The organism is Halovenus carboxidivorans (assembly GCF_009831575.1).
Classification (GTDB): domain Archaea; phylum Halobacteriota; class Halobacteria; order Halobacteriales; family Haloarculaceae; genus Halovenus; species Halovenus carboxidivorans.
Window position 1 is genome coordinate 131897 of sequence record NZ_WUUT01000005.1, and the last position, 22910, is coordinate 154806.

Sequence of the window (22910 nt, forward strand, 5' to 3'; positions counted from 1 at the left end):
CTGTGTTAAGTGTCAAACCGTACTATTAAGGTTTCTTTATATTACCATGGGAATGAGTGACAACAGCAGGGTACCGGTGTCCGGGCCGGGCGGGATCTACTGTTCTCGAAGAGCAACCCACGGGTTACGAGCGACGACTGTGGCGAAAATACGGTCCCGAATCAGTGCGGCGACGGATGCTCAGTCGTCCGCGACGCCGTCACGGGGCTCCGACGGCACGTCGGGTCGCAGCGTCGACGCGTCCGCGTCGGGACCGAGCGGTTCGATCTTGACGCTCGAAACCTTGTACTCCGGAATTCCCGCCTGCGGGTCGAAGGTCTCGCCGGTGAGTTTGTTGACGGCACCGGCCGCGAAGTGCATCGGGATGAACAGCGTCCCTTCACCGACGCGGTCGGTGACCTGTGCCTTGACGACAATGTCGCCCCGCCGTGACTCGACGCGGACGTACTCCCCGTCAGCGATGCCGAGGTTGTCGGCGGTCTCGGGGTGGACCTCCACGAAGCTCTCGCCGACGTGGCTCATTAGCCCTTCGACGCGGCGGGTGATCTGGCCGGTGTGCCAGTGGTACAGCACCCGACCGGAGGTCAGCGTGAGCGGGTACTCCTCGTCGGGGAGTTCCCCGGGATGGCCGCCGTCGGCCGGGACGAACCGCGCCTTCCCGTCCTCGAAGTTGAAGTTGCCCTCCTCGTAGTCGTAGAGGTACGGCGTCCCGGGGTGGTCCTCGTCCCAGCAGGGCCACTGGAGACCGTGTTCCTCGCCCTCCTCCAGGCGGTCGTAGGTCACGCCGCCGTAGATGGGGGCCACCGAGTTGATCTCGTCCATGATCTCGCGGGGGTGGTCGTAGTCCCAGTCGTAGCCGAGGCGACGGGCCAGTTCCTGGGTGATCTCCCAGTCCTGACGGGCGTCTCCCGGCGGTCGGGAAGTCGGACGGACCCGCTGGATGCGGCGCTCGGTGTTCGTGAATGTGCCGTGTTTCTCCGGCGAGGTGGCCGCCGGCAGGACGACATCCGCGTGCTGGGCCGTTTCGGTCATGAAGATGTCCTGCACGACGAGGAAGTCCAGATCCGCCAGGGCCTCCTCGGCGTGCTGGATGTCGGGTTCGGACAGCGCCGGATTCTCGCCGACGACGTACATCCCGCGGAGGTTGCCGTTGTGGGCCTCTTCGAGCATCTCCGGGACCTTCAGGCCGGGCTCCTCGGGCGGGCGCTCGCCCCACTCGGCCTCGAACTTCTCGGCGACTTCCTCGTCGGAGGGGTCCTGGTAGCCGGGGAGGCTGCCGGGGAGCGTGCCCATGTCGCCGCCACCGCCCTGGACGTTGTTCTGGCCGCGGAACGGCGAGAGACCCGCGCCGGGCTTGCCGACCTGGCCCAACACGAGCGCGAGATCGGCCATCGCCAGCAGGTTCTCCGTCCCGGTGCTCTGTTGGGTCATCCCCATCGCCCAGCCGAAGACGACCTTGTCGGCTTCGGCCAGCGTCTCCGCCGCCGACGCGATTTCCTCCGGTGGGACGCCGGCGAGTTCCTCGACTTTCTCGGGGGTGAACGCCTGGACCTTCTCTTTCAGTTCCTCGAAGTTCTTCGTGTTTCGCTCGATGAACGCCTCGTCGTGGAGGTCGTGCTCGATGATGTACCGGATGAGCCCGTTGAGCCAGGTCACGTCGTATCCCGGCTTCGTCCGGGTGTACTGATCGGCGTGCTCCGCGATACCGATCTTCCGGGGGTCGAAGACGACGAGATCGGCGCCGTCGCGGACGTTCTGTTTGATGCGGGTCGCCAGCACCGGGTGCGACTCGGTCGTGTTCGACCCGGAGATGAGGTAGGCGTCGGCCTCCCCGATGTCCTCGTTGATGCGGTTGGACATCGCGCCGTACCCAAGCGTCTGCTGGAGCGCGGCGACCGTCGAGGCGTGGCAGAGCCGAGCGCAGTTGTCGATGTTTTTCGTCCCGAGCACCTGCCGGGCGAACTTCTGGACGAGGTAAGCCTCCTCGTTGCTTCCCTTCGAGGAGGCGAGACAGCCGACTGCGTCGATCCCGTGTTCGTCCTGGATCTCCCGCAGGTTCTCCGCGACGTGATCGAGCGCCTCCTCCCAGGAGGCCGGCCGCAGGTCCCCGTCCTCGTCGCGCACAAGCGGGTCCGTCAGTCGCTGTTTGCTGTTCGCGAACTCGTGGCCGAACTTCCCTTTGACACACGTCGAGAAGTTATTCGCCGGGGCGTCGTCGGGATCATCGACCGGCACGACTCCCAGCGAGTCGTCGTCTTTCCCCCACATCTCGAACCGACAGCCGACCGCACAGAACCCGCAGGTGGTCTCCTGTTTGTCGATTTTGCCGAGTCGGTAGTCGCTGACGGCGTCGGCGATGTCGAACAGTCGTCCCTCGGGAAGCGTGTTGGCCGCGATTGCCTCGGCGGTGTGTTCGCCGGCCAGGAAGGCCTTTCTGCCGTACTCCTTCGCGAGGTCACCGGCCAGGCGCTTGGCGTTCGACATGTACGACGAGATACCGCCTTCCGCTTCGATCGGGTCCGGTTCGGCTTCGATACCCGTGCCGGGGCCGGGCTCGCGGTTCGGCGAGTCGGTGTCGTCGAGGGTCTCGACCGGTTCGTGTTCGATGACCGTGCCGATGGAGTTGCGCTGGGTGAACCCGGGCAGCGGGAGCGTGGCGGCCCCGCCGATTCCCTTCTCGGTCAGCGATCCGGTCGGACAGACCGTCGCGCAGTGGCCACAGGAGACACACTCCGAGTCGGCCATCGTCTCGGCGTCCGACTGGAATCCGATGCGGGTGTCCTCGCCGTGGCCCTCCATCCGGAGGACGCCCTCGACCTGTACGTCGTTACAGCCTTCGACACAGCGGTTACAGAGGATGCACTTGTTGCGGTCGATCTGGATGAACGACGACGTGTCGTCGAGCGGTTCGTACTCCGAGCGGTCGTCGAAGACGCCGTACCGCGGGTGGTTGACGCCCTCGCTGATCGCGGCCGACTGGAGTTCACACCGGCCGTTGCCGTTGCAGGTGGTACAGCGGAGGTTGTGATTCGAGAGAACCAGGTCGAGATTGACGCTTCTGCTCTCCTCGGCGCTGTCGGTGTCTGTCCGGACGTTCAGTCCGTCTTCCGCCGGGAACGAACAGGACGGCACCAGGCCGTGTTCGTCCGTCTCGACCATACAGGTCCGACAGGTGCTTCGGGGACCGATTTCGTCGGCGCAGTCGCCCCCCCTGTCGTAGTGACAGAGCGCGGGCACGTCCGTCTCCTCTGCCACGCCGTCGACTCCGGGGTCGACGGAGACGATGTCGTCGTCGAGGCGTTCGAGCGCGTCGATGACGGTCGAACCCGGTGGGAGACTCACCTCGTGGCCGTCGACGGTGATCGTCGTTCCGTCGTCGCCGGCCGTACCTACCGGTGGATCGTTCGCGGTCCCGGTCTCGAACTCCGCCGTTACCGGTGTCGATGGTCTGGGGTCTGTAACGTCTGGAACGTGTGGGAGTGATTTCTCGGTACTCATAGATTATCTGAGCAGGTGCCGTGTCGGCAGGTTCCGTTCGCGTGTTCGGTGAACTGTTCGCCGAATCTGTCGAGCGCGGTCGTGACCGGTCGCGGGGCCGTCGCACCGATCTGGCAGTTGGCAGTGGTTCGCATGACCCTGGCGAGTTCGGTGATCTTCTCGGCGTCGAACGTCCCGCCGTAGATGTCGCGGAGCAGTTCGGTCAGTTGTTGGGTTCCCTCGCGGCCGGGAACGCATCGTCCGCTGTTCTCCTCGGCCGCAAACTGAACGCGTTCGCCGGCCTCAGATACCGGACACCGACTCTCGCCGAGAATCTCGACGCCGCCCGTCAGTCCGAGACCCGCCTCGGTCAGGGCCTCTGCCGTGGGGTCGTAATCGAGCGTATCGGTCAACCCTCCGAAGATTCCGCCGACGCAGACCATCCCGACGCCGTCGGTCGGGGCGACGGCCTCACGCACCGCCGACAGCGAATCGTCGGCCGATAGCTCGACGACCGCGGGGTGGTCTACGTCGCCGGTCACGCTGAACAACCGTGTCGGCGCTCGCTCTCCGTCGGTCGGCTCTCCGTCGTCCGAACCCGGCGGCGATAGGTCGGGAAGTTCCCGCTGGAGCGCCGCCCGGGCCTGGAGCACGGTTCTGACGGAGTGGACGGCGGTCGGGCGGCCGTACAGCCCGTAGCTGGCGGGCGACGGGGGCTGGCGGCGTGGCTCGATTCGGTCGTTTCCCTCCAACACCTCCAGGGCGGCAGTCGGATCACCGGCCCGGTACTCCGGCGGCCCGACGGCGATTTTGGGCGTGATCGGGAGCGATTCGGCCAGTGCGTCTGCCGCCTCTTCGAGACGGGGCCGAACGGGAGCGTCCGCGTCGAGCAGGACGAGCACGTCAGTCGCGCCGACGAGCACGCCAGCCGTCACGGCCGCGTCGAGAACGGCGACGGTCGCACCGGCGAGCAGCGTCTCGTCGCTCCGGTGGCGCGGGTCGGTATCGTGTGCGTTCACCACGACGACTGGCTCGCCGTCCGTCTCGCGAATCGTGTCCCACGCCTCGGTGACGGGTGTCTCCGCCACCGCGTCACCGCGGCCGCGTCCGAGAATCGGGGTCTCCAGCCGCGTCTCGGCGGTCACGCGCTCCGAGACCAGCGTCCAGTCTGCCGGAGCGACCGGGTTCGCCCAGCCGCACTTCGCGAGGAGTCGGCGGTCGCCGACAGCGAGCGGTCCCTCGTCCGGAACCGGGAGCGTCCCGTCGTCTTCGTGTTCGACCACCGCGAACGGCTCGAAATCGGTCGACTCGCCGGCTTCGGCCGCACGGACGAGGTCGGTCGCCTGTGAGGCGTCCACGGCGGCGTACATCCGAGTCTCGCCGTCTGTGCTGACCAGTGCCAGCGGTTCGTAGGCGGTGATCCCCGTCGGGCCAGTCGCTCTGACCGCCACGTCGTCTGCGACCTCCTCGGCCGCGCTGAGTACGTCCGTCGCGTCCCCCCGATCCGGCCCCGAAGAGAATCTGATGAGCGTCTCCGCAGTCGATTCGCTCGACGGCTTGTCGTGCATACTTGGAAATCCTGTCATATATCCCCCCGACTGTGGCTGTTATATACCATACACCGTGATTACGAGGTTTCGTTTTTGTATCTTCCTGAAGAGCGTTGACACGTGTTGGCACGGTCTCGGCCCGCGAAGCCAAGGCGTTTAGTCGCTGCCGGGCGAGTGTACGGTATGGCTAACCCACGGTTTCGAGAGGTGCGTTCCGAAGCGGCATCGGCTATCGAGACAGGTGAGTTGTACTCGCTCTATACGGGGCTAGTTCACGAGGACGGCCGTCACGAGTACTACTTCGGTAACGATACGGAGTCGGCCGAAGAACTCAGAGAGAACGCCGCGGTTCATCTGGGAATGATGCTCCGCGTGCTCGCGGACCGCTCCGAGAGCGACCTCGACGAACTCGCGGACCTCGCCGTCGAGCGCGCAGAGGAGATGGATCTGCGGTAGCCGAGCGGCCGTATCTGTCTCCGCGTCGAATGATCCAACACCAGCCACGAGCCCGACCAGTCCGATGATACAACCGCAAGAGCACTGCTTCAGCGTCCGGCGGTACCGTGACACCCGACTCCACTCAGTTGCCATCGCGACGATGAGAGAGCCAGGAGGGGGACCTCCGGGTCTCAGGGGGGTGTGAAGATGCTCGAAACACTGCCCGAAATCGTCAGGGTCGACCTCTCGGAGCGGTCGGTGAGTCGGGAGCCGGTTCCGGAGTCGTGGCGACGGCGGTTCGTCGGCGGCAAAGGACTCGCAGCGCGGTATCTGTACGACGAACTCGACGCCGGCGTCGACCCGCTCGGTCCCGAGAACGCGATTCTGTTGTTCAGGGGACCGCTGACGGGGTTGTTACCCGGGGAGAACCGGTACGTCGTCGTCACGAAGTCGCCGCTGACCGGTACCTTCCTCGACTCCTACGCCGGCGGGGCGTTCCCCGGGCGGTTCGCCGGTGCGCTCGGTGACGCCGCGGGGATTCTCGTGACGGGGCAGGCAGACGAACCGGTCGAGATCGTCGTCGCAGACGGTTCTGTCGGGATCGAATCGACGGATCTCTGGGGGGCCGAAACCGACGCTACCGCGGAGGCACGACCCGACGCGGCAGTCGCCTGTATCGGCCCGGCGGGCGAGTCACAGGTCTCATACGCGACGCTCGCATCTGACGGCGGCGAGCACCACGCCGGCCGTGGCGGTGCCGGTGCGGTGATGGGCGCGAAACGGTGCAAGGCGGTCGTCGTCCGCGGTGAGTCACCGAGCGGGCTGTCCGCGCTCAGAGAGCGATACGCCGAGCAGTTCGAGGCCTCGGGAACCGGACAGTGGCTCTCCGCTGGCGGGACCGTCGAGACGGTCGATTTCACCGACGAAGTGGGAATCCTCCCGACCCGCGGCTGGCAGGAGTCACGGTTCGAGGACGCCGTCGACATCGGCGTCGAAGCGATCCGCGAGCTGGCGACCGAGCGCGAACACCCCGACCGTGACCAGCAGGGCGATTTCCGCGTCGAGACAGACGCGGGTGAGACGGTCACCCGGGGAGCCGCCTCGCTGTCGCTCGGGGCCGGGCTGGGAATCGGTGACGCGGAAGCGGTCGCGGAGCTCGGCGGGCTCTGTGATCGACTCGGACTCGATCTCGTCAGTACTGGGAGTGCCATCGCGTGGGCAATCCGCGCCAGCCAGGCCGGGCTGCTCGACGAGGAGTACGAGTTCGGAGACGTGGACACGGCCCGCTCGCTCGTCCGAGCGATCGCCACCCGCGACGGCGACACGGGGGACCGTCTCGCCGACGGCGTCGCGGCGGCGGTGGCGGCAACCGGCGGCGACGAGTTCGTCCCGACTGTCAAGTCGATGGAGCTCCCCTCCTACGATCCGCGGGGGGCAGAGAGCATGGCCCTCGCCTACGCCACGAGTGACCGTGGCGGCTGTCACAGGCGTGCCCGGCCGGTCGAGCGTGCCGTCTTCGAGGAGTGGAGCGTCGAGCGGATCGTCGACACCGTCATTACCGAGCAAAACGAGCGTGCCGTCCTCTGGAGTCTGATCGTCGACGACTTCGTCGGGGACGTGTTCGAAGATCTCGGTGAGGAGTGGCTCGACGTCGTCGGACTCGAGACGGCCGGTTCGCTGGCGACAGTGGGTGAACGGATCTGGACGCTGACCAGGCTGTTCAACGTCCGCGAGGGGTTCGACAGGGCCGACGACGAACTCCCGGCGGCGCTCCAGCGACCCGTCGCCTCCGGGCCGAACGAGGGATCGGTGGTCGATTCCGGTCGGTTCGAGCGAATGCTCGACGAGTACTACGCGGCCCGCGGGTGGAGCGAAAACGGCATTCCGACCGCGCAGACCGTGGCCCGACTCGATCTCACGGATGCACTCGACGGGGAGACGCCCGTCGCGGGGTCGGCGTCAGGGTCGGAGGAGTCGTCCTGATCGAAACCGACGAGACTCGGTCGGGCGGATTCGGGCGCGCGCGGCGACTGGTCGGTACCCCGTCACCCGCTGGGCTCGGAGACGAGACGTCCACCTCAGGGGTCGACGTTCTCTCGGAACCCCGGGGCCAGGCCGTCCTGTTCGATGCCGGAGCGGTCCCGGATCTCGAACTCGTAGACCTCGACCCCGCCGGACGTCGCGGCGGTCTGCAGCGTGTTCGGCTGCCACGCGTCGGCGAGCAGGTGCCGAATTTCGGACCACTGGTCCTCGTCGACGCGGTCGAGCCGACCGGTGAGGAGGACGCTCTGCCACCGAAACTGCGAACTGGCCTCGTAGACGAGAAACCGGGCCAGATCCGCCTGCGCCGTCAGTTCGCCCTTCCGACTCGACTCGCCGAGAACGTAGGTGAAGTACAGGTTATCCCCACCGTCGAAGGCGTAGGACAGCGGCAACAGATACGGTGCCTGTTCGTCCGGAAGCCCCAGGACGCCCGTCGACTGTGCAGAGAGGCAGTCGTCCACCGACTCCTCGTCCATCCACTGCATGCCGTACGCTTCCAACTCGGAAACGGTCATAGGTCCACTCAGTGCTGTTAGAAATGTGAACCCTCCGGGCATTCTAACTCAGGTGCCAACGCCCCGACCGAGGGACCTCGGTGGTCACCGACGGGAGTCGGGGCAGAGTCGGTACGTCGCCTCGTAACGCCTTTATCACGTCCCACGTAGCCTGAAGTATGGACCTTCTCGACGCGGTAGACGCCAGATCGGGGGTCGTCTGCGTCGTCGGCGCCGGCGGGAAGAAGACGATGCTGTACACGCTGGCCGGTCGGGCCGCCGACGAGGGGCTTCGGAGCGTCGTCACGGCGACGGTCCGGATCCCCATCTTCGACGAACAGGTGAGCGGGGTCGTCGCGACCGACGATCCGGTCGAAGCGTTGCGTGACGCCGACAGCTATCCGGTCGGGGCCGTTGCGGGGCGGGACGGAGAGACCAGATACCGGGGGTACGATACCGCCGTGGTCGACGACCTCGGGCGGGCAGGTGTCGCGGACGTGGTGCTGGCCAAAGCCGACGGCGCCAGGACGCGGGAGTTCAAAGCCCCCGGCGACCAGGAGCCACAGATTCCGGAGACGACGGAGACCGTGCTCCCCATCGCGAGCGTCCACGCGGTCGGCGAACCGCTCGGCGAGGATGTCGTGCACCGTCCCGAACGGGTCGCCTCGATCACCGGACTCAGCCCGGGCGAGGAGATCACCACCTCAGATGTGGGAGCCGTGCTCGCCAGCCCCGCGGGAGGACTCAAACACGTTCCCGACGGCGCGACCACGGTTCCCGTCCTCAACAAGGTCGACGACGACGGGCTGGCCGAGGTTGGTCGTGAGATTGCGAGGGACGTTCTCGACCGTGCGGACGTGCCACGAGTCGTCCTCACGAGCCTGCTGGCGGACGACCCGGTCGTCGACGTGATCGAGTAGCCCCACCGAGAATCAGGACTCGAACTGCTTTGCGGCCCGCTCGAACTCCTCGCGCGTGTTGATGTTCTCGAAGCTCTCCGTGGAGCCAACCGCTTCGATCTCCTCGCTCCCGACGACGACGTGTTCGATATCCTCGAGCGGTGCAACGATCCGTGGATCCCCCTGCGCGAGCGCCCGCTCACAGGCCGCCCGCATCGCGTCTGCGCGGTAGACCGCCTGGGTGGTCTGAAACCAGCCGTCGTCGAGCCGCGGGACAGCGCCGTCGTGTCCTTCGGCCCGGTCGAATAGCATCGAGATGACACCGGACTGGACGAAGGGCATGTCGCAGGCGACGACGGCGGCGTACTCTCCTTCGACATCGGCGAGCCCGTTGCGGATGCCGGCGACGGGGCCGCGGTCCTCCTCCTCGTCGAGCGCGTACCTGACCGGGAGGGGATACCCCGCGAGTGCGTCTCGGATGCTCGCTCGCTGGTCCTCGCGGCAGTTGACAACCAGTTCGTCGACGACCGGCCGCAGACGGTCGGCGACGCGGCGGAGCATCGGCGTGCCGGCCAGTTCTGCGGTGGCCTTGTCGCTCTCGCCGAACCGCGTCGAGTGTCCGCCCGCGACGATGACGCCGCTTCGCATACCCGGCCGTTCGAGGCCGGCACGAATGAATCTCACGTCGCGCCGTTCCGAAGAGCGGTGCTCGCCGTCCGGTCAGGGCTCTCGATTGGACTCGTCTTCATCAGGGCCGGCCTGCTCGTCTTCGTCGCTCTGAGAGATCCCGCCGATACAGTCGGCGACGACCTCACCGCCTTTGAGGATCGCGAGCAGAAGTTCTTCCACACGCTGTTGTCCCGGAGCGAAGGGGGTAGCAGTTTCTCGGCAGTTCTGGCTTCGAAACGGTGTGGGGACCAACCCCACGGGTAGGCAGGGCGAAAGTGCCGAGAGATCCCCCAGCAGGCCATGTGAACGCCACCCAGCCCGCGAACGAAACGGGGGCTTTTTAACTCAGCGTACGAGAGTAATCGCTACAGTCTAGTGGCGCGACGTGGAAGCGTTACGGCATGACCGTCAGCGTACTCGTGCCGTCGTCGCTCGCCCGGGAAGCCGAGGACAAACGCGAGGCGACTCGCAAGATCGGTTACGTGGCCCGCGCGGCCACGGTCTTCCGGGTGGACCGGTTGTCGGTCTACCCGGACCCCGAGGGCGAACGGAAATACGACGACGGGTTCGTCGAAACCGTACTCAGATACGCCGCAACGCCCCCGGACCTCCGAAAGGAGCTCTGGGATACGCGGGACGAACTGGCGTACGCGGGCGTCCTGCCGCCGCTCCGCTCGCGTTCACAGACCGGCTCCGGATCGGACGATTCGGGGTCGTTAAGACAGGGAATCGTGACGAAGGCCGTATCAGATGGGCGCGTCCGGGTCAATTGCGGACTGCAACACCCGATCTCTCTCCTCGTCCCAGACGGGATGGATCTCACGGAGGGAGAGCGCGTCACCATCGACGTCTCTTCGCGAGAGCCGGTCCGGGCAAAGATCGTCGGTAAGCCATCTGGCTACACCGTCGATACCCCGGACCTCGACGCGGCAGTATCGCGGTCGGACGCCGGGCTCACCATTGCCGCCTCGCGGCACGGTGAGATACTCCGTCCCGACCGGCTGAACGAGCTCGCAGCCGAGTCCGCAGGCGCGGACGCGGGCGAGCACGAGTTCACAGTCGCCTTTGGCGCACCCGAACGCGGGTTGCCCGCGATCCTCGGGCTGTCGCCGGAGGAGATTCGCGAAGACGGCTCCAAAGAGACTGGAGGGTTCGACCTCTGGCTGAATACGGTTCCGAACCAGGGCAGTCAGGTCGTCCGCACCGAAGAAGCGGTGTTCGCGACACTTGCCTGCCTGAACCTCATGGAGTAACCATGCCACAACCAGAACGACCACGAAAAGGCTCGATGGGCTTCAGCCCGCGCAAGCGAGCGTCCAGCGAGACGCCTCGCTTCAACAGTTGGCCGGACGACGACGGTCAGCCTGCGCTCCAGGGTTTCGCCGGCTACAAAGCCGGAATGACCCACGTCGTGATGATCAACGACGAACCCGACTCCCCGCGACAGGGGATGGAGGAGACAGTACCGGTGACCGTCGTCGAGACGCCACCGATGCGGGTTGTCGCGCTCCGGGCCTACGAAGACACACCGTACGGCAAGCGACCGCTGACGGAGGTCTGGGCGGACGAGTTCCACCCCGACCTCGACCGGGCACTCGACGTGCCCGAGGACGGCGGCGCTTCGGAGGAACAGATTCAGGAGGCACTCGACGAGGGTCGGCTCGCGGACGTGCGTGCGATCACGCACACCGTCCCGGCCGACGTCGACGGCGTGCCCAAGAAGAAACCCGACGTGATGGAGAACCGCGTCGGCGGCGGCTCGCTCGAAGACCGCGTCGAGTTCGGTCTCGACCTGCTCGGCGACGAGGAGTACTCGGTCAACGACGTGTTCCGCGCCGGCGAGTACGCCGACGTGGCGGCCGTCACGAAAGGGAAAGGGACGCAGGGTCCCGTCAAACGCTGGGGCGTCCAGAAGCGGAAGGGCAAACACGCCCGGCAGGGCTGGCGACGACGGATCGGCAACCTCGGTCCGTGGAACCCGAGCCGCGTCCGCTCGACGGTCCCCCAGCAGGGACAGACCGGCTACCACCAGCGCACCGAACTCAACAAGCGCCTGATCGATCTCGGCGAGGAGGATCCGACCGTCGAGGGCGGATTCATCGACTACGGCGAGGTCGACAACGAGTACGCGCTCGTCAAGGGCTCGGTGCCCGGTCCGGACAAGCGACTCGTCCGCCTGCGCCCCGCAGTGCGTCCGAACGACCAGCCGCGTCTCGACCCCGAGGTGCGGTACGTCTCGACAGCATCGAACCAGGGATAAACTATGCAGGTACCAGTACGCACAATCGAGGGCGACACGGACGGGGAGATTGATCTCCCGGACGTGTTCGACAGCGAGTACCGGCCGGATCTCATCAAGAGGGCCGTACTCGCCGCACAGGCGAATCGAAAGCAGGACTACGGGGCCGACGAGTACGCCGGCATGCGGACGCCGGCGGAGTCGTTCGGGTCCGGTCGCGGTCAGGCACACGTTCCGCGTGAGGGCGGGCGCGGTCGGCGCGTCCCACAGACCGTGGGCGGTCGACCCGCACACCCGCCGAAGGCCGAGAAGGACCGGTCGCTCGACATCAACGACAAGGAGCGACAGAAGGCGGTCCGCTCGGCGATCGCCGCCACCGCCGACCCCGAGGTCGTCGCAGAGCGCGGCCACGAGTTCGACGAGGACGTCGAACTGCCCGTGGTCGTCTCCGACGAGTTCGAGGAGGTCTACAAGACACAGGAAGCGGCCGCCATGCTCGACGCACTCGGCCTCCACGCCGACATCGAGCGGGCCGACGAGACGAAGATCAAGGCCGGACAGGGCTCGGCGCGTGGCCGCAAGTACACGCGACCGAAATCGATCCTCTTCGTGACCAGCGAGGAACCGTCTCGCGCCGCGCGCAACCTCGCCGGCGCGGACGTAACCACCGCAGCAGAGCTGAACGCGGAGGATCTCGCGCCGGGAACCCATCCCGGCCGACTCACCGTCTGGACCGAAAGCGCAGTCGAGGAGGTGGCCGACCGATGACAGACGCAATCAAACACCCACACGTGACCGAGAAGACCGTCGACAAGATGGACTTCGACAACAAGATGGTCTTCATCTGTCACACCGACGCGGAGAAAGGTCAGATCAAGACGGAGGTCGAAGAGCAGTTCGACCTCACCGTCACGGATGTCAACACGATGGTCACGCCAAACGGCGAGAAGAAGGCTGAACTGACACTCTCGGACGAGCACGACGCGCAGGAAGTCGCAAGCCGAATCGGGGTGTTCTAACGATGGGACGACGCATTCGCGGACAACGACGCGGACGCGGCGGCTCGACGTTCCGAGCCCCGTCGCATCGGTACAAAGCCGACATGGACCACCGGAAACTGGAGGACAAGGATACCGTCACCGGCGAAGTGCTCGACATCGAGCACGACCCCGCACGGAGCGCCCCGGTGGCCGACGTGCAGTTCGACGACGGCGACCGGCGACTCGTGCTCGCGCCCGAGGGCGTCGCTGTCGGCGACGAGATCCAGATCGGTGTCTCGGCGGCAATCGAGCCCGGGAACACCATGCCGCTGGCGGAGATCCCGGAAGGTGTCCCGGTCTGTAACGTCGAGGCCAAGCCGGGCGACGGCGGCAAGTTCGCCCGCGCGTCGGGTGTCAACGCGACGCTTCTGACCCACGACCGCAACGTCGCGGTCGTCCAGCTACCGAGCGACGAGATGAAACGGCTCGATCCGCAGTGCCGGGCGACGATCGGCGTCGTCGCGGGCGGCGGTCGAACGGAGAAACCCGTCCTCAAGGCGGGCAAGAAGTACCACAAAGTCAAATCCCGCGGGACCGTCTGGCCCCGGGTGCGTGGCGTCGCGATGAACGCCGTCGACCACCCGTTCGGTGGCGGTGGCCGCCAGCACCCCGGCAAGCCGAAATCCATCTCGCGGAACGCCCCGCCGGGGCGGAAGGTCGGGGACATCTCCTCGAAACGCACCGGACGAGGTGGAAACGAATGAGTTCGGACTACCAGATCGGCCACGAAGGCGAGTTCACCTACCGTGGTCACACGCTCGACGAGCTGCAGGAACTGAGTCTCGAGGAAGTCGCGGAACTGCTGCCCGCACGCCAGCGGCGAAGTATCAAACGCGGCCTGTCCTACGAGAAAGAGCAGCTGCTCGAAGAGGCCCGCGAAGCCGACGAGGAGGAGACGGCAAACAATCCGATCCGCACGCATCTGCGAGATATGCCGATCCTCCCGGAGATGGTCGGACTGACCTTCGCGGTGCACAACGGTCAGTCCTTCGAGCGTGTCGAGATCGAGCCGGAGATGCTCGGCCACTACCTGGGCGAGTTCCAGCTCACCCGAACGTCGGTCGAACACGGACAGGCCGGCATCGGAGCGACACGCTCCTCGAAGTTCGTACCCCTCAAGTAAATCATGGGAATTAGCTACTCAGTCGAGGCCGACCCGGAGACGACGGCGAAAGCGATGCTCCGGGAGCGGCACATAAGCCACAAGCACAGCAAAGCCATCGCCCGTGAGATCAAGGGGATGACCGCAAGCGACGCAGTCGAGTATCTCGAGGCTGTCATCGAGGGCACCCAGTCGGTGCCGTTCCGACAGCACAACTCCGGTGTCGGTCACCGGAGCGATGTCGACGGCTGGGACGCCGGTCGGTTCCCCGAGAAGGCCAGCGAGGCCTTCCTCGATCTGCTGGAAAACGCGATCGGTAACGCGGAGTACCAGGGATTCGAGGGCGAGGAGATGGAGATCATGCACGTCGCCGCCCACAAGGTCGGCGAGGCACAGGGTCGCAAACCCCGGGCGATGGGGCGAGCGAGTCCGTGGAACACGCCGGAAGTAGACGTGGAACTGGTCCTCGAAGAGACGGAGGGTGATGAGTAATGGCTGACGAACTCCAGTTCATCGAGAACGGGCTGCAGCGCACCCAGATCGACGAGTTCTTCCAGGAAGAGCTCGGTCGCGCCGGCTACGGCGGGATGGAGATCGCGAAGACGCCGATGGGCACACAGATCGTGCTCAAAGCCGAGAAGCCGGGAATGGTCATCGGCAAAGGCGGGAAGAACATCCGCAAGATCACTACCACGCTCGAAGAGGACTTCGGGCTGGAGGACCCCCAGGTCGACGTCCAGGAGGTCGAAGAGCCGGACCTGAACGCCCGGATCGTCGCGGACCGCCTGGCGAACGCACTCGAACGCGGCTGGTACTTCCGGAAGGCCGGTCACACGACGATCGACCGGATCATGGAAGCCGGCGCGCTCGGTGCGGAGATCGTCCTGAGCGGAAAGGTCACGGGCGCACGCTCGCGCGTCGAGAAGTTCAACCGTGGCTACATCAAACACAACGGCGAACCCGCCGAGGAGATCGTCGATCACGGCATCGGCACGGCGGTCGTCCAGCTCGGCACCATCGGGGTACAGGTGAAGATCATCCCGCCGGGTGCGGAGCTTCCCGACGACTTCGAGGTCTACGAGGACCAGCAAGTCGAGGACTACATCGTCGACGACGGCGAGGGCGTCGAGGAACTGCTCGCCGGCGAGCCCGAAGAGGCCGAGGAGGGCGAGGAGCCCGAGATCGGCGCGCCGCCGGAAGACGACGAGACGGACGAAGAAGTGGTCGAAGAGGCCGAGGAGTTCGAGGACCCCGACCTGCCCGAGGAGGCAGGGGTCGAGGAGGAACTCGAGGACCTCGAAGCCGACGTCGAGGAGGAACTCGACGAGGAGACCGAAGCCGAGGCCGAACAGCTCATGGACGAGATGGACGAGGAGGGTGATGACGAATGACCATCCTGCATCCAGCCGAGATCCGTGACATGACACCGACCGAACGGCAGGCGGAGCTGGAAGATCTGGAGACGGAGCTTCTGAACGCCGTGTCCGCGAAAGCCGCCGGCGCGCAGCCGGAGAACCCGGGTCGGATCAAAGAGCTACGGCGAACCATCGCCCGGATCAAGACGATCCAGACCGAAGAGGGCGATTTCGAGGGCGAGCAGACGCCCGCGACCGAATAACATGAACGTACGCCCGACAACACTCCCGCGACACGAACTCGTCGGCCTCCCCGTCGAGGTCCGGACAGCGTCGAATCCGGCCTTCGAGGGGATCAGCGGCGAGTGCGTGATGGAGACGACACAGACGCTGGGCATCGAGTCCGAGGGTCGTGTCCGGCAGGTACCCAAGGAGGCGGCGGAGTTCGCGTGGACGTTGCCGTCGGGCGAGGTCGTTGCGACGGCGGGCAGCCGACTCGTCGCACGGCCAGCACGGCGCACAGAACATCGAGGTGACTCGAAATGGCGATAGGATTAGACGTAGACACACCACCAGAACCAGAGAATCCAGAGGAGTACGAGTACGAGACATGTCCGTTCTTCGGTGACCTCCCCGTTCGGGGCCAGGTCCTCGAAGGCGAGGTCGTTTCGACGGACATGGAGAAGACGGTCGTCGTCGAACGGGAGTACGACGTGCAGGTTCCCAAGTACGACCGCCTGATGAAGCGGCGCTCGCGGATTCCGGCCCACGTGCCGGAGATCCTGCGGCCCGTTTCGGAGGGTGCGACCGTCAGAATCGCAGAGACCCGACCGCTCTCGAAGACGAAATCACACGTCGTCGTCGAAGTCGACGGAGGTGACGACTGATGGAGGCCCTGAAAGCGGACGTCACCCAGGGCCTGGAGAAGGGCTCGCTGATCAACTGCGCCGACAACACGGGCGCACGCGAGCTCAAGGTCATCAGCACCCACGGCTACTCCGGCACGCTGAACCGACATCCCAAGGCCGGGATCGGTGACAAGATCACCGTCTCGGTGACGAAAGGGACGCCGGAGATGCGCCGGCAGGTGCTCGAAGCGGTCGTCATCCGCCAGCGGAAGCCGATCCGCCGACCGGACGGCACCCGCGTGCAGTTCGAGGACAACGCCGCCGTCATCATCGACGACAACGAGGAGCCGCGCGGAACCGAGATCAAGGGGCCAATCGCCCGTGAGGTCGCAGAGCGATTCGGGTCGATTGCCTCGACAGCGACAATGATCGTATAGATATGAGCGAACAACCACACAAACAGCGAACGGCAACGCGACGCGCTCCGTTGCACGAACGTCACGAGCAGGTCAAGGCGACGCTGTCCGAGGACCTCCGCGAGGAGTACGACACTCGGTCGGTCCGCGTCAACGCCGGGGACACCGTCGAGGTGCTCCGCGGCGACGACGCCGGCGAGCGGGGCGAGGTCGTCGATGTCGACCTCAAGGACGCCGCCGTCCACGTCGAGGACGTGACCCTCGAGACGGCCGACGGCGAGGAGGTCCCGCGACCGCTCGACGCGAGCAATCTGCGGGTCGTCGACCTCGACCTCTCGGACGAGCTGCGACAGGAGCGTCTCGAAGCTACGGAGGAGGATAACGAATGACGAAACACCAGAAACGGCTGTCAGTCCCGAAAAGTTGGCCCGTTGAGCGAAAGGAGGAGACCTTCACGGTCAAGGCCGACGCAGGGCCACACGGCGAGTCAGGGGTTCCCCTGCTCATCATCCTTCGGGACGTGCTCGGCTACGCCGACAGCCGCAAGGAAGCGCGATACGCACTGAACGAAGGCAACGTCGAGATCAACGGGAAAGCGATCAGCGACGAGGAGCGGCCGGTCGGCATGTTCGACATCGTCGCCTTCGAGGAGCGCGAGGAGTACTACCGCGTGTTCCCCGACGAGGGCGGCCGGCTCTCGCTGACCCCGATCGACGAACAGTCGGCACAGAGCAAGCTCGGCAAGATCGTCAACAAGACGAACGTGCCGGGCGGGGACGTACAGCTGACCCTTCACGACGGGCACACCCTGCTCGTCGAGGAGGACAGCGAGTACAGCGTCGACGACTCGATCGTCATCGCCAACGATGACGACGAGATTGTCGCCCACTTCGAGTACGAGGAGGGCGCGCTCGTGACGGCCGTCGACGGCGCACACGCGGGTCAGATCGGCCAGATCGACGAGATCCAGGTCACGCCGGGTAGCTCGCAGAACAACGTCCTCGTCGATCAGGACGCCGCTCCGGTCGACGCCGACGGCGGCTTCGAGACCATCGAGGAGTACATCGTCGTGATCGACGAGAACTTCGTAAGCGAGTCGGATTCCGACTCGGAAGCGAGCGGTGACAACCGCGAGCAGGGTGATGACGCATGAGTTCAGAGAACGAGTCCAGCGGTGAGTTCCACACGATGCGCGAACCGCGCGTCGAGAAGGTCGTCGTCCACATGGGCGTCGGTCAGGGCGGTGAACCCCTCGCACAGGCCGAGGAGATCCTCGAAGAGATCACCGGCCAGCAGTCCGTGCGAACCACCGCGAAAGCGACCGAACCCGAGTTCAACATCCGCGAGGGCGACCCCATCGGTGCGAAGGTCACGCTCCGGGACGAACTCGCGGAGGAGTTCCTCGAGAAGTCCCTGGAGTTGGTCGACCTGGACCGCGCCCAGTTCGACGACACCGGGAACTTCAGCTACGGTGTCGAGGAACACACCGACTTCCCGAGCCAGGAGTACGACCCGACGATCGGAATCTACGGGCTGGACGTGACGGTCAATCTGGTCCGGCCGGGCTACCGCGTCGCCAAACGCGACAAGGGCTCCCGGCAGATTCCGTCGGCACACCGGCTCAGCATCGACGACGCGATCACGTACGTCGAACGAACGTTCGACGTGGAGGTCAACGAATGACGGAGGACAAGCAATGAGCGAGAGCGAACAGGAGGCACAGTCGACCGGCGAGCAGGCCGCGAAACGCACAGGGCAACTGCGGGAGTGCCAGCGCTGTGGCCGCAAACAGGGGCTGGTCGGCAAGTACGACATCTGGCTGTGTCGGCAGTGCTTCCGTGAAGTATCCCGAAGTATGGGCTTCAAGAAGTACTCATGACAGGAAACGACCCCCTGGCCAACGCGCTGTCAGCGATCGACAACGGCGGCAGCGTCGGCCATCTCACGCAGGAAGTATCGCCCGCCTCGAACGAGATCGGTAGCGTGCTGGAAGTGCTGTACGACCGCGGGTACATCGACGGCTTCCAGCGCATCGACGACGGGAAAGGCGGAACGTTCGAGGTCGAACTGAAAGGAGCAATCAACGAGTGTGGCCCCATCAAGCCCCGCTACTCGGCAGGTGCCGACGAGTTCGAGAAGTGGGAGAAGCGGTTTCTCCCCGCCCGTGACTACGGGACGCTCATCGTCACCACCTCGAACGGCATCATGAGCCACTACGAGGCCCGAGAGCAGGGGATCGGTGGTCAGGTCATCGCATACGTATACTGAACAATGCCAGAAACTACACTACAGATTCCAGACGAGGTCGACGCCGAGATGGACCATCTCGAGTTGACCGTCGAGGGACCGAACGGCAGCGTCACCCGACGCCTCTGGTACCCGGATGTCGATGTCAGCGTCGATGACGGCGAGGTCGTCATCAGCAGCGATGCCGACGACGCCAAGACGATGTCGACGCTTGGCACCTTCGAGAGTCACGTCCGGAACATGTTCCACGGCGTGACCGAGGGCTGGGAGTACGAGATGGAGATCTTCTACTCCCACTTCCCGATGGACGTTGCCGTCGAGGACGGCTCGGTCGTCATCGAGAACTTCCTCGGCGAGAAGGCCCCGCGAGAGGCCCCGATCCACGGGGACACGGAGGTCGAGATCGACGGCGAGATCGTCACCCTCTCCGGGCCGGACATCGAGGCAGTCGGGCAGACAGCGGCCGATATCGAGCAGCTAACGCGTGTGACGGACAAGGACGTGCGCGTCTTCCAGGACGGCGTCTACATCACACAGAAACCGAACAGAGGTGACGCCTGATGGCAGAAGAACTGACCGAACTCGGCGGAATCGACGAGGAGAAGGCCGAGGCGCTCCGTGAGGCGGGCTACGAGTCCCCCGAGCACGTCGCCGCGGCCAGCCAGGAGCAACTGCAGAACGTCGAGGGCATCTCGACGGCGCTCGCGGCACGGCTGAAAGCCGAGACCGACGAGGTCGAAGTCAGCGCCGGTGTCGAGGCCGACATCGAGGAACTCGAACCGGACGAGGACGAGGAGGAAGCCGAGTCGGACGAGGACGAGCCCGAAATCGAGGAGCTGACCGACATCAGCGGCGTCGGTGACTCGAAGGCGGCCTCTCTCGAAGACGCCGGCTACGACACCGTCGACAAGGTCCGTGGCGCGAGCCAGGACGAACTCGCGGACGTCGACGGGATCGGGATGGCACTCGCCGCCCGAATCAAAGCCGACGTCGGCGACCTCGACGTGAGCGAGGAGGTCGAGGCGGAAGTCGAAGACGAGGAAGCAGAGGAAGAGGAAGACGTCGAGACGGAACTGCGGCCTCGCGGACTCGTCGACAAAACGCCTGACCTGGACGAGAACGAGCAGCGACTGCTCGCCCAGCGCTCGCGCGTCGGGAAGCCGAAGTTCAACCGGCAGGACCACCACAAGAAGAAACGCGTGCCCACCTCGTGGCGCAGTCCGAAAGGAACGCTGTCGAAACAGCGCCGCGGTATCAAGGGCAAAGGCGACACCGTCGAAGCCGGGTTCCGGTCGCCGAAAGCGGTTCGGGGCCGTCACCCCTCCGGCTTCGAGGAGGTCCGCGTGCACAACGTGGACGATCTGGAGGGTGTCGACGGGGACACCGAAGCGGTTCGAATCGCCTCGACGGTCGGCGCGCGCAAGCGCGAGCGGATCGAAGAGGTCGCAGAAGACGAGGGCATCCGCGTCCTCAACCCAACCTACGTGGAGGTCGAAGTAGAATGACTGATCTCAGCGCACAGAAGCGACTCGCATCGGACGTGCTCGATGTCGGGGAGAACAAGGTCTGGCTGGACCCCAGCCGGCAGGGTGACATCGCGGAGGCGATCACCCGAGAAGACATCCGCGAGTTGGTCGACGAAGGAGCCATCCGCGCGGAGGCTCCGGACGGCAACTCCCGCGGACAGGCCCGCGAGCGCCAGCAGAAACGCTCGTACGGCCACCAGAAAGGTCCCGGCTCCCGGAAGGGCAAAGCCGGCGCCCGACAGAACGAGAAGGAGAACTGGCAGTCGAAGATTCGCGCACAGCGCAAGCGACTGCGCGAACTCCGCGACGAGGGCGAAATCGACCGCTCGACCTACCGCGATCTGTACGACAAGGCGGGCGGCGGCGAGTTCGACAGCGTCGCGGACCTAGAGCGGTATCTCGAAAACGAACTCAGAGGTGAGATCTAATGGCAACAGGACCACGATACACCGTGCCGATGCGGCGACGCCGCGAGGCACGCACAGATTACCATCAGCGGTTGCGCCTGCTGAAATCCGGCAAGCCACGACTGGTCGCTCGAAAGAGCAACAAACACGTCAGGGCGCAGCTGGTGACGACAGGACCACAGGGAGACAACACGCTCGCGAGCGCACACTCGCAGGATCTCGCGGAGTACGGCTGGGAGGCACCGACGGGCAACATGCCCGCCGCGTACCTCACCGGTCTGCTCGCCGGCCTGCGTGCAGTCGAGGCGGGTGTCGAGGAGGCAGTGCTCGACATCGGTCTGAACTCCCCGACACCGGGGAGCAAAGTCTTCGCAGTCCAGGAAGGCGCCATCGACGCCGGCCTGGAGATCCCCCACAACGACGACGTGCTGGCCGAGTGGCCGCGCACGCGCGGCGAGCACATCGCCGAGTACGCCGAACAGCAGGACGGCCTCTACAGCGGGGAGTTCGACGCGACGGAGCTTCCGGAGCATTTCGACGAACTGCGAGAAACACTGCTCGAAGATGAGGTTGAACTATGAGTGCTGAAGACGGATGGGTCCCACAGACCCGACTTGGCAAGAAGGTGGCAGAAGGCGAGATCGAGACGATGGAGGAAGCGCTGAACTCGGGGCTGCCACTGAAGGAGGCAGAGCTCGTCGACCAGCTCGTTCCCGATCTGGAAGACGAAGTACTGGACATCAACATGGTCCAGCGGATGACCGACTCCGGGCGACGAGTCAAGTTCCGCTGTGTCGTCGTCGTCGGCAACCGTGACGGACTCATCGGCTACGCCGAGGGCCGTGACGATCAGGTCGGCGGAGCGATCCAGAAGGCCATCGACATCGGCAAACTGAACCTGGTCAAGATCCCCCTGGGAAGCGGCTCCTGGGAGGACGAACCGGGCGGCGACCACTCGCTGATCCGGAACGCGACGGGCAAGGCCGGCAGCGTCGAAGTCGAGATCCAGCCGGCACCGAAAGGGCTCGGCCTGGCCGCGGCGGAGACACCGCGGAAAGTGCTCGAACTCGCCGGTGTCGAGGACGCCTGGACGAAAAGCCACGGGAACACCCGGACGACGGTGAACCTGGCGAAAGCGACGTACAACGCCCTGGAGAACGCCGCAGAGGCCCGTGTTCCCCAGCGCGTCCGAGAGCAGCAGCGCGAGGTGGTCGAGGAATGAAAGCGGTCGTCCAGCTACGCGGCGAAGTGAACATCAACCAGGACACCCGCGACACCCTCGAAATGCTCAACCTCGGCCGCGTCAACCACGCGACGCTGGTTCCCGAGGAGCCGAGCTACGAAGGGATGATCGCGAAGGTCAACGACTACGTCGCCCACGGCGAGCCGAGCCAGGAGACCGTCGAGACGCTGCTCGAAAACCGCGCCGAACCCGCCGATGGCGAGGGCGACATCGACGACGCGTGGGTCGACGAACAGACCGGGTACGGAAGCATCTCGGAACTGGCCGAGGCGCTGCTCGCCGAGGAGACGACGCTGCAGGAGGCGGGACTCTCGCCGACGTTGCGGCTGCATCCGCCTCGCGGCGGTCACGACGGCGTCAAACAGCCCGTCAGCACCGGCGGGCAGATCGGTCCCCACGAGACAGAGGAGTTCGATTCACTACTGGAGGCGATGCGATAATGACATCCAAGAAACGACGACAGCGCGGCTCCCGGACCCACGGCGGCGGTTCCCAGAAGAACCGCCGCGGTGCCGGTCACCGTGGTGGCCGCGGCGCGGCAGGACGTGACAAACACGAGAAACACAACCACCCACCCCTGGGCGAGGAGGGCTCGGGCTTCACCCGGCCGGAGAAGGCCCAGGACACGGTCGTCACCGTCGACGTGCGAGAACTCGACGAGGACGCACCGCTGCTCGCCGCAGAGGGTCTCGCGGAGGAGACCGACGGCGGCTACGAGATCGACGCCCGCGACATCGTCGAGGACGCAGACACCGCCGACCGAGTCAAGGTGCTCGGTGCGGGGCAGGTGCGAAACGAACTGACCGTCATCGCGGACGACTTCTCCGACGGTGCGGTCGAGAAAATCGAGGCCGCGGGTGGTGAGACCGAAGCACTAAACCCGGTCGAAACCGAGGAATCGACAGACGAGGAATAAC

31 protein-coding genes and 2 pseudogenes are annotated in these 22910 nt (G+C 65.6%); 28 read left to right on the forward strand and 5 right to left on the reverse strand.

Translation table 11 applies throughout. The annotated features are described in order from the left end of the window. Positions 1-180: 180 nt before the first annotated feature. Together fdhF and GRX03_RS13075 are read right to left on the reverse strand one after the other, a co-directional pair. A complete protein-coding gene (gene fdhF / locus GRX03_RS13070) occupies positions 181-3498 on the reverse strand; it encodes a formate dehydrogenase subunit alpha (RefSeq protein ID WP_159764665.1) in 3318 nt (1105 codons plus the stop codon). Continuing rightward, on the reverse strand, positions 3495-5063 hold the full coding sequence (locus GRX03_RS13075; protein WP_201289237.1) for an NADH-ubiquinone oxidoreductase-F iron-sulfur binding region domain-containing protein: 1569 nt from the start codon (positions 5061-5063) through the stop codon (positions 3495-3497). Before GRX03_RS13075 ends, fdhF begins: the two co-directional genes overlap by 4 nt. Positions 5064-5210: 147 nt before the next feature. Between GRX03_RS13075 and GRX03_RS13080 the strand changes: the two genes are divergently transcribed. Further along, positions 5211-5483 carry a hypothetical protein gene (locus GRX03_RS13080; protein ID WP_159764666.1) on the forward strand — a complete coding sequence of 91 codons (273 nt, stop codon included), beginning with the start codon at positions 5211-5213 and terminating at the stop codon, positions 5481-5483. Positions 5484-5672: 189 nt separating this feature from the next. Further along, positions 5673-7448 carry an aldehyde ferredoxin oxidoreductase family protein gene (locus GRX03_RS13085; protein WP_159764667.1) on the forward strand — a complete coding sequence of 592 codons (1776 nt, stop codon included), beginning with the start codon at positions 5673-5675 and terminating at the stop codon, positions 7446-7448. Between the two features lie 95 nt (positions 7449-7543). On the opposite strand, the gene GRX03_RS13090 is transcribed toward GRX03_RS13085, so the two are convergent. Next, the gene (locus tag GRX03_RS13090) at positions 7544-8023 is read right to left on the reverse strand and encodes a pyridoxamine 5'-phosphate oxidase family protein (RefSeq protein ID WP_159764668.1); all 480 of its coding nucleotides are present in this window, start codon (positions 8021-8023) and stop codon (positions 7544-7546) included. 158 nt (positions 8024-8181) lie between these two features. On the opposite strand from GRX03_RS13090, the gene yqeC reads away from it, so the two are divergent. Then, on the forward strand, positions 8182-8922 hold the full coding sequence (yqeC, locus tag GRX03_RS13095) for a selenium cofactor biosynthesis protein YqeC (RefSeq protein ID WP_159764669.1): 741 nt from the start codon (positions 8182-8184) through the stop codon (positions 8920-8922). Positions 8923-8934: 12 nt separating this feature from the next. On the opposite strand, the gene mobA is transcribed toward yqeC, so the two are convergent. After that, entirely contained in the window at positions 8935-9549 is a 615-nt protein-coding gene (gene mobA / locus GRX03_RS13100; protein ID WP_159764670.1) for a molybdenum cofactor guanylyltransferase, read from the reverse strand. 72 nt (positions 9550-9621) lie between these two features. Then, positions 9622-9750: a hypothetical protein gene (locus GRX03_RS16925; protein ID WP_267902782.1), complete on the reverse strand. Its 129-nt coding sequence runs from the start codon at positions 9748-9750 to the stop codon at positions 9622-9624. A gap of 221 nt (positions 9751-9971) precedes the next feature. Between GRX03_RS16925 and GRX03_RS13105 the strand changes: the two genes are divergently transcribed. The 25 genes and pseudogenes from GRX03_RS13105 to GRX03_RS13220 all read left to right on the forward strand — a co-directional run bounded on the left by GRX03_RS13105 (position 9972) and on the right by GRX03_RS13220 (position 22909). Beyond that, positions 9972-10823 carry a putative RNA uridine N3 methyltransferase gene (locus tag GRX03_RS13105; protein ID WP_159764671.1) on the forward strand — a complete coding sequence of 284 codons (852 nt, stop codon included), beginning with the start codon at positions 9972-9974 and terminating at the stop codon, positions 10821-10823. Positions 10824-10825: 2 nt separating this feature from the next. Beyond that, positions 10826-11830 (forward strand): 50S ribosomal protein L3, encoded by a 1005-nt coding sequence (locus tag GRX03_RS13110; RefSeq protein ID WP_159764672.1) that lies wholly within the window; start codon positions 10826-10828, stop codon positions 11828-11830. Between the two features lie 3 nt (positions 11831-11833). Then, complete coding sequence (gene rpl4p / locus GRX03_RS13115) at positions 11834-12577, forward strand: 50S ribosomal protein L4 (protein ID WP_159764673.1); 744 nt, start codon at positions 11834-11836, stop codon at positions 12575-12577. Further along, positions 12574-12828 carry a 50S ribosomal protein L23 gene (locus GRX03_RS13120; protein WP_159764674.1) on the forward strand — a complete coding sequence of 85 codons (255 nt, stop codon included), beginning with the start codon at positions 12574-12576 and terminating at the stop codon, positions 12826-12828. Before rpl4p ends, GRX03_RS13120 begins: the two co-directional genes overlap by 4 nt. Positions 12829-12830: 2 nt before the next feature. Then, on the forward strand, positions 12831-13553 hold the full coding sequence (locus tag GRX03_RS13125; RefSeq protein WP_159764675.1) for a 50S ribosomal protein L2: 723 nt from the start codon (positions 12831-12833) through the stop codon (positions 13551-13553). Further along, entirely contained in the window at positions 13550-13972 is a 423-nt protein-coding gene (locus GRX03_RS13130) for a 30S ribosomal protein S19 (protein WP_159764676.1), read from the forward strand. Before GRX03_RS13125 ends, GRX03_RS13130 begins: the two co-directional genes overlap by 4 nt. Positions 13973-13975: 3 nt before the next feature. After that, complete coding sequence (locus tag GRX03_RS13135) at positions 13976-14443, forward strand: 50S ribosomal protein L22 (protein WP_159764677.1); 468 nt, start codon at positions 13976-13978, stop codon at positions 14441-14443. Further along, positions 14443-15342, forward strand: coding sequence for a 30S ribosomal protein S3 (locus GRX03_RS13140; protein ID WP_159764678.1), 900 nt, complete (start codon positions 14443-14445; stop codon positions 15340-15342). The genes GRX03_RS13135 and GRX03_RS13140 overlap by 1 nt, the downstream gene beginning before the upstream one ends. Continuing rightward, positions 15339-15569, forward strand: a complete 231-nt coding sequence (rpmC, locus tag GRX03_RS13145; protein ID WP_159764679.1) for a 50S ribosomal protein L29 — start codon at positions 15339-15341, stop codon at positions 15567-15569. Before GRX03_RS13140 ends, rpmC begins: the two co-directional genes overlap by 4 nt. Position 15570: 1 nt before the next feature. Further along, the gene (locus GRX03_RS13150) at positions 15571-15858 is read left to right on the forward strand and encodes a ribonuclease P protein component 1 (RefSeq protein ID WP_159764680.1); all 288 of its coding nucleotides are present in this window, start codon (positions 15571-15573) and stop codon (positions 15856-15858) included. Next, positions 15849-16175 (forward strand): annotated as a pseudogene (locus tag GRX03_RS13155) (30S ribosomal protein S17); the annotation flags it as partial. The gene GRX03_RS13150 and the pseudogene GRX03_RS13155, both read left to right, overlap by 10 nt. A gap of 17 nt (positions 16176-16192) precedes the next feature. Continuing rightward, a complete protein-coding gene (locus tag GRX03_RS13160; RefSeq protein WP_159764682.1) occupies positions 16193-16591 on the forward strand; it encodes a 50S ribosomal protein L14 in 399 nt (132 codons plus the stop codon). A gap of 2 nt (positions 16592-16593) precedes the next feature. Further along, positions 16594-16959 carry a 50S ribosomal protein L24 gene (gene rplX / locus GRX03_RS13165; protein ID WP_159764683.1) on the forward strand — a complete coding sequence of 122 codons (366 nt, stop codon included), beginning with the start codon at positions 16594-16596 and terminating at the stop codon, positions 16957-16959. Further along, a complete protein-coding gene (locus GRX03_RS13170) occupies positions 16956-17723 on the forward strand; it encodes a 30S ribosomal protein S4e (protein WP_159764684.1) in 768 nt (255 codons plus the stop codon). The genes rplX and GRX03_RS13170 overlap by 4 nt, the downstream gene beginning before the upstream one ends. Beyond that, a complete protein-coding gene (locus GRX03_RS13175; protein WP_159764685.1) occupies positions 17720-18253 on the forward strand; it encodes a 50S ribosomal protein L5 in 534 nt (177 codons plus the stop codon). Before GRX03_RS13170 ends, GRX03_RS13175 begins: the two co-directional genes overlap by 4 nt. A 13-nt stretch (positions 18254-18266) precedes the next feature. Then, positions 18267-18449, forward strand: a complete 183-nt coding sequence (locus tag GRX03_RS13180; RefSeq protein ID WP_159764686.1) for a 30S ribosomal protein S14 — start codon at positions 18267-18269, stop codon at positions 18447-18449. Further along, positions 18446-18838, forward strand: coding sequence for a 30S ribosomal protein S8 (locus GRX03_RS13185; RefSeq protein WP_159764687.1), 393 nt, complete (start codon positions 18446-18448; stop codon positions 18836-18838). Before GRX03_RS13180 ends, GRX03_RS13185 begins: the two co-directional genes overlap by 4 nt. 3 nt (positions 18839-18841) lie before the next feature. Then, positions 18842-19378 carry a 50S ribosomal protein L6 gene (locus GRX03_RS13190; protein WP_159764688.1) on the forward strand — a complete coding sequence of 179 codons (537 nt, stop codon included), beginning with the start codon at positions 18842-18844 and terminating at the stop codon, positions 19376-19378. Beyond that, positions 19378-19530: pseudogene (locus tag GRX03_RS17080) on the forward strand (helix-hairpin-helix domain-containing protein); the annotation flags it as partial. The gene GRX03_RS13190 and the pseudogene GRX03_RS17080, both read left to right, overlap by 1 nt. Positions 19531-19581: 51 nt before the next feature. Then, entirely contained in the window at positions 19582-20322 is a 741-nt protein-coding gene (locus GRX03_RS13195; protein WP_368278489.1) for a 50S ribosomal protein L32e, read from the forward strand. Then, positions 20319-20771: a 50S ribosomal protein L19e gene (locus GRX03_RS13200; protein ID WP_159764690.1), complete on the forward strand. Its 453-nt coding sequence runs from the start codon at positions 20319-20321 to the stop codon at positions 20769-20771. The genes GRX03_RS13195 and GRX03_RS13200 overlap by 4 nt, the downstream gene beginning before the upstream one ends. Continuing rightward, positions 20771-21331, forward strand: a complete 561-nt coding sequence (locus GRX03_RS13205) for a 50S ribosomal protein L18 (RefSeq protein ID WP_159764691.1) — start codon at positions 20771-20773, stop codon at positions 21329-21331. The genes GRX03_RS13200 and GRX03_RS13205 overlap by 1 nt, the downstream gene beginning before the upstream one ends. Beyond that, positions 21328-21972, forward strand: a complete 645-nt coding sequence (locus tag GRX03_RS13210) for a 30S ribosomal protein S5 (protein ID WP_159764692.1) — start codon at positions 21328-21330, stop codon at positions 21970-21972. Before GRX03_RS13205 ends, GRX03_RS13210 begins: the two co-directional genes overlap by 4 nt. Next, positions 21969-22433, forward strand: coding sequence for a 50S ribosomal protein L30 (gene rpmD / locus GRX03_RS13215; RefSeq protein WP_159764693.1), 465 nt, complete (start codon positions 21969-21971; stop codon positions 22431-22433). Before GRX03_RS13210 ends, rpmD begins: the two co-directional genes overlap by 4 nt. Next, entirely contained in the window at positions 22433-22909 is a 477-nt protein-coding gene (locus GRX03_RS13220) for an uL15m family ribosomal protein (RefSeq protein WP_159764694.1), read from the forward strand. The genes rpmD and GRX03_RS13220 overlap by 1 nt, the downstream gene beginning before the upstream one ends. Position 22910: the final 1 nt, after the last annotated feature.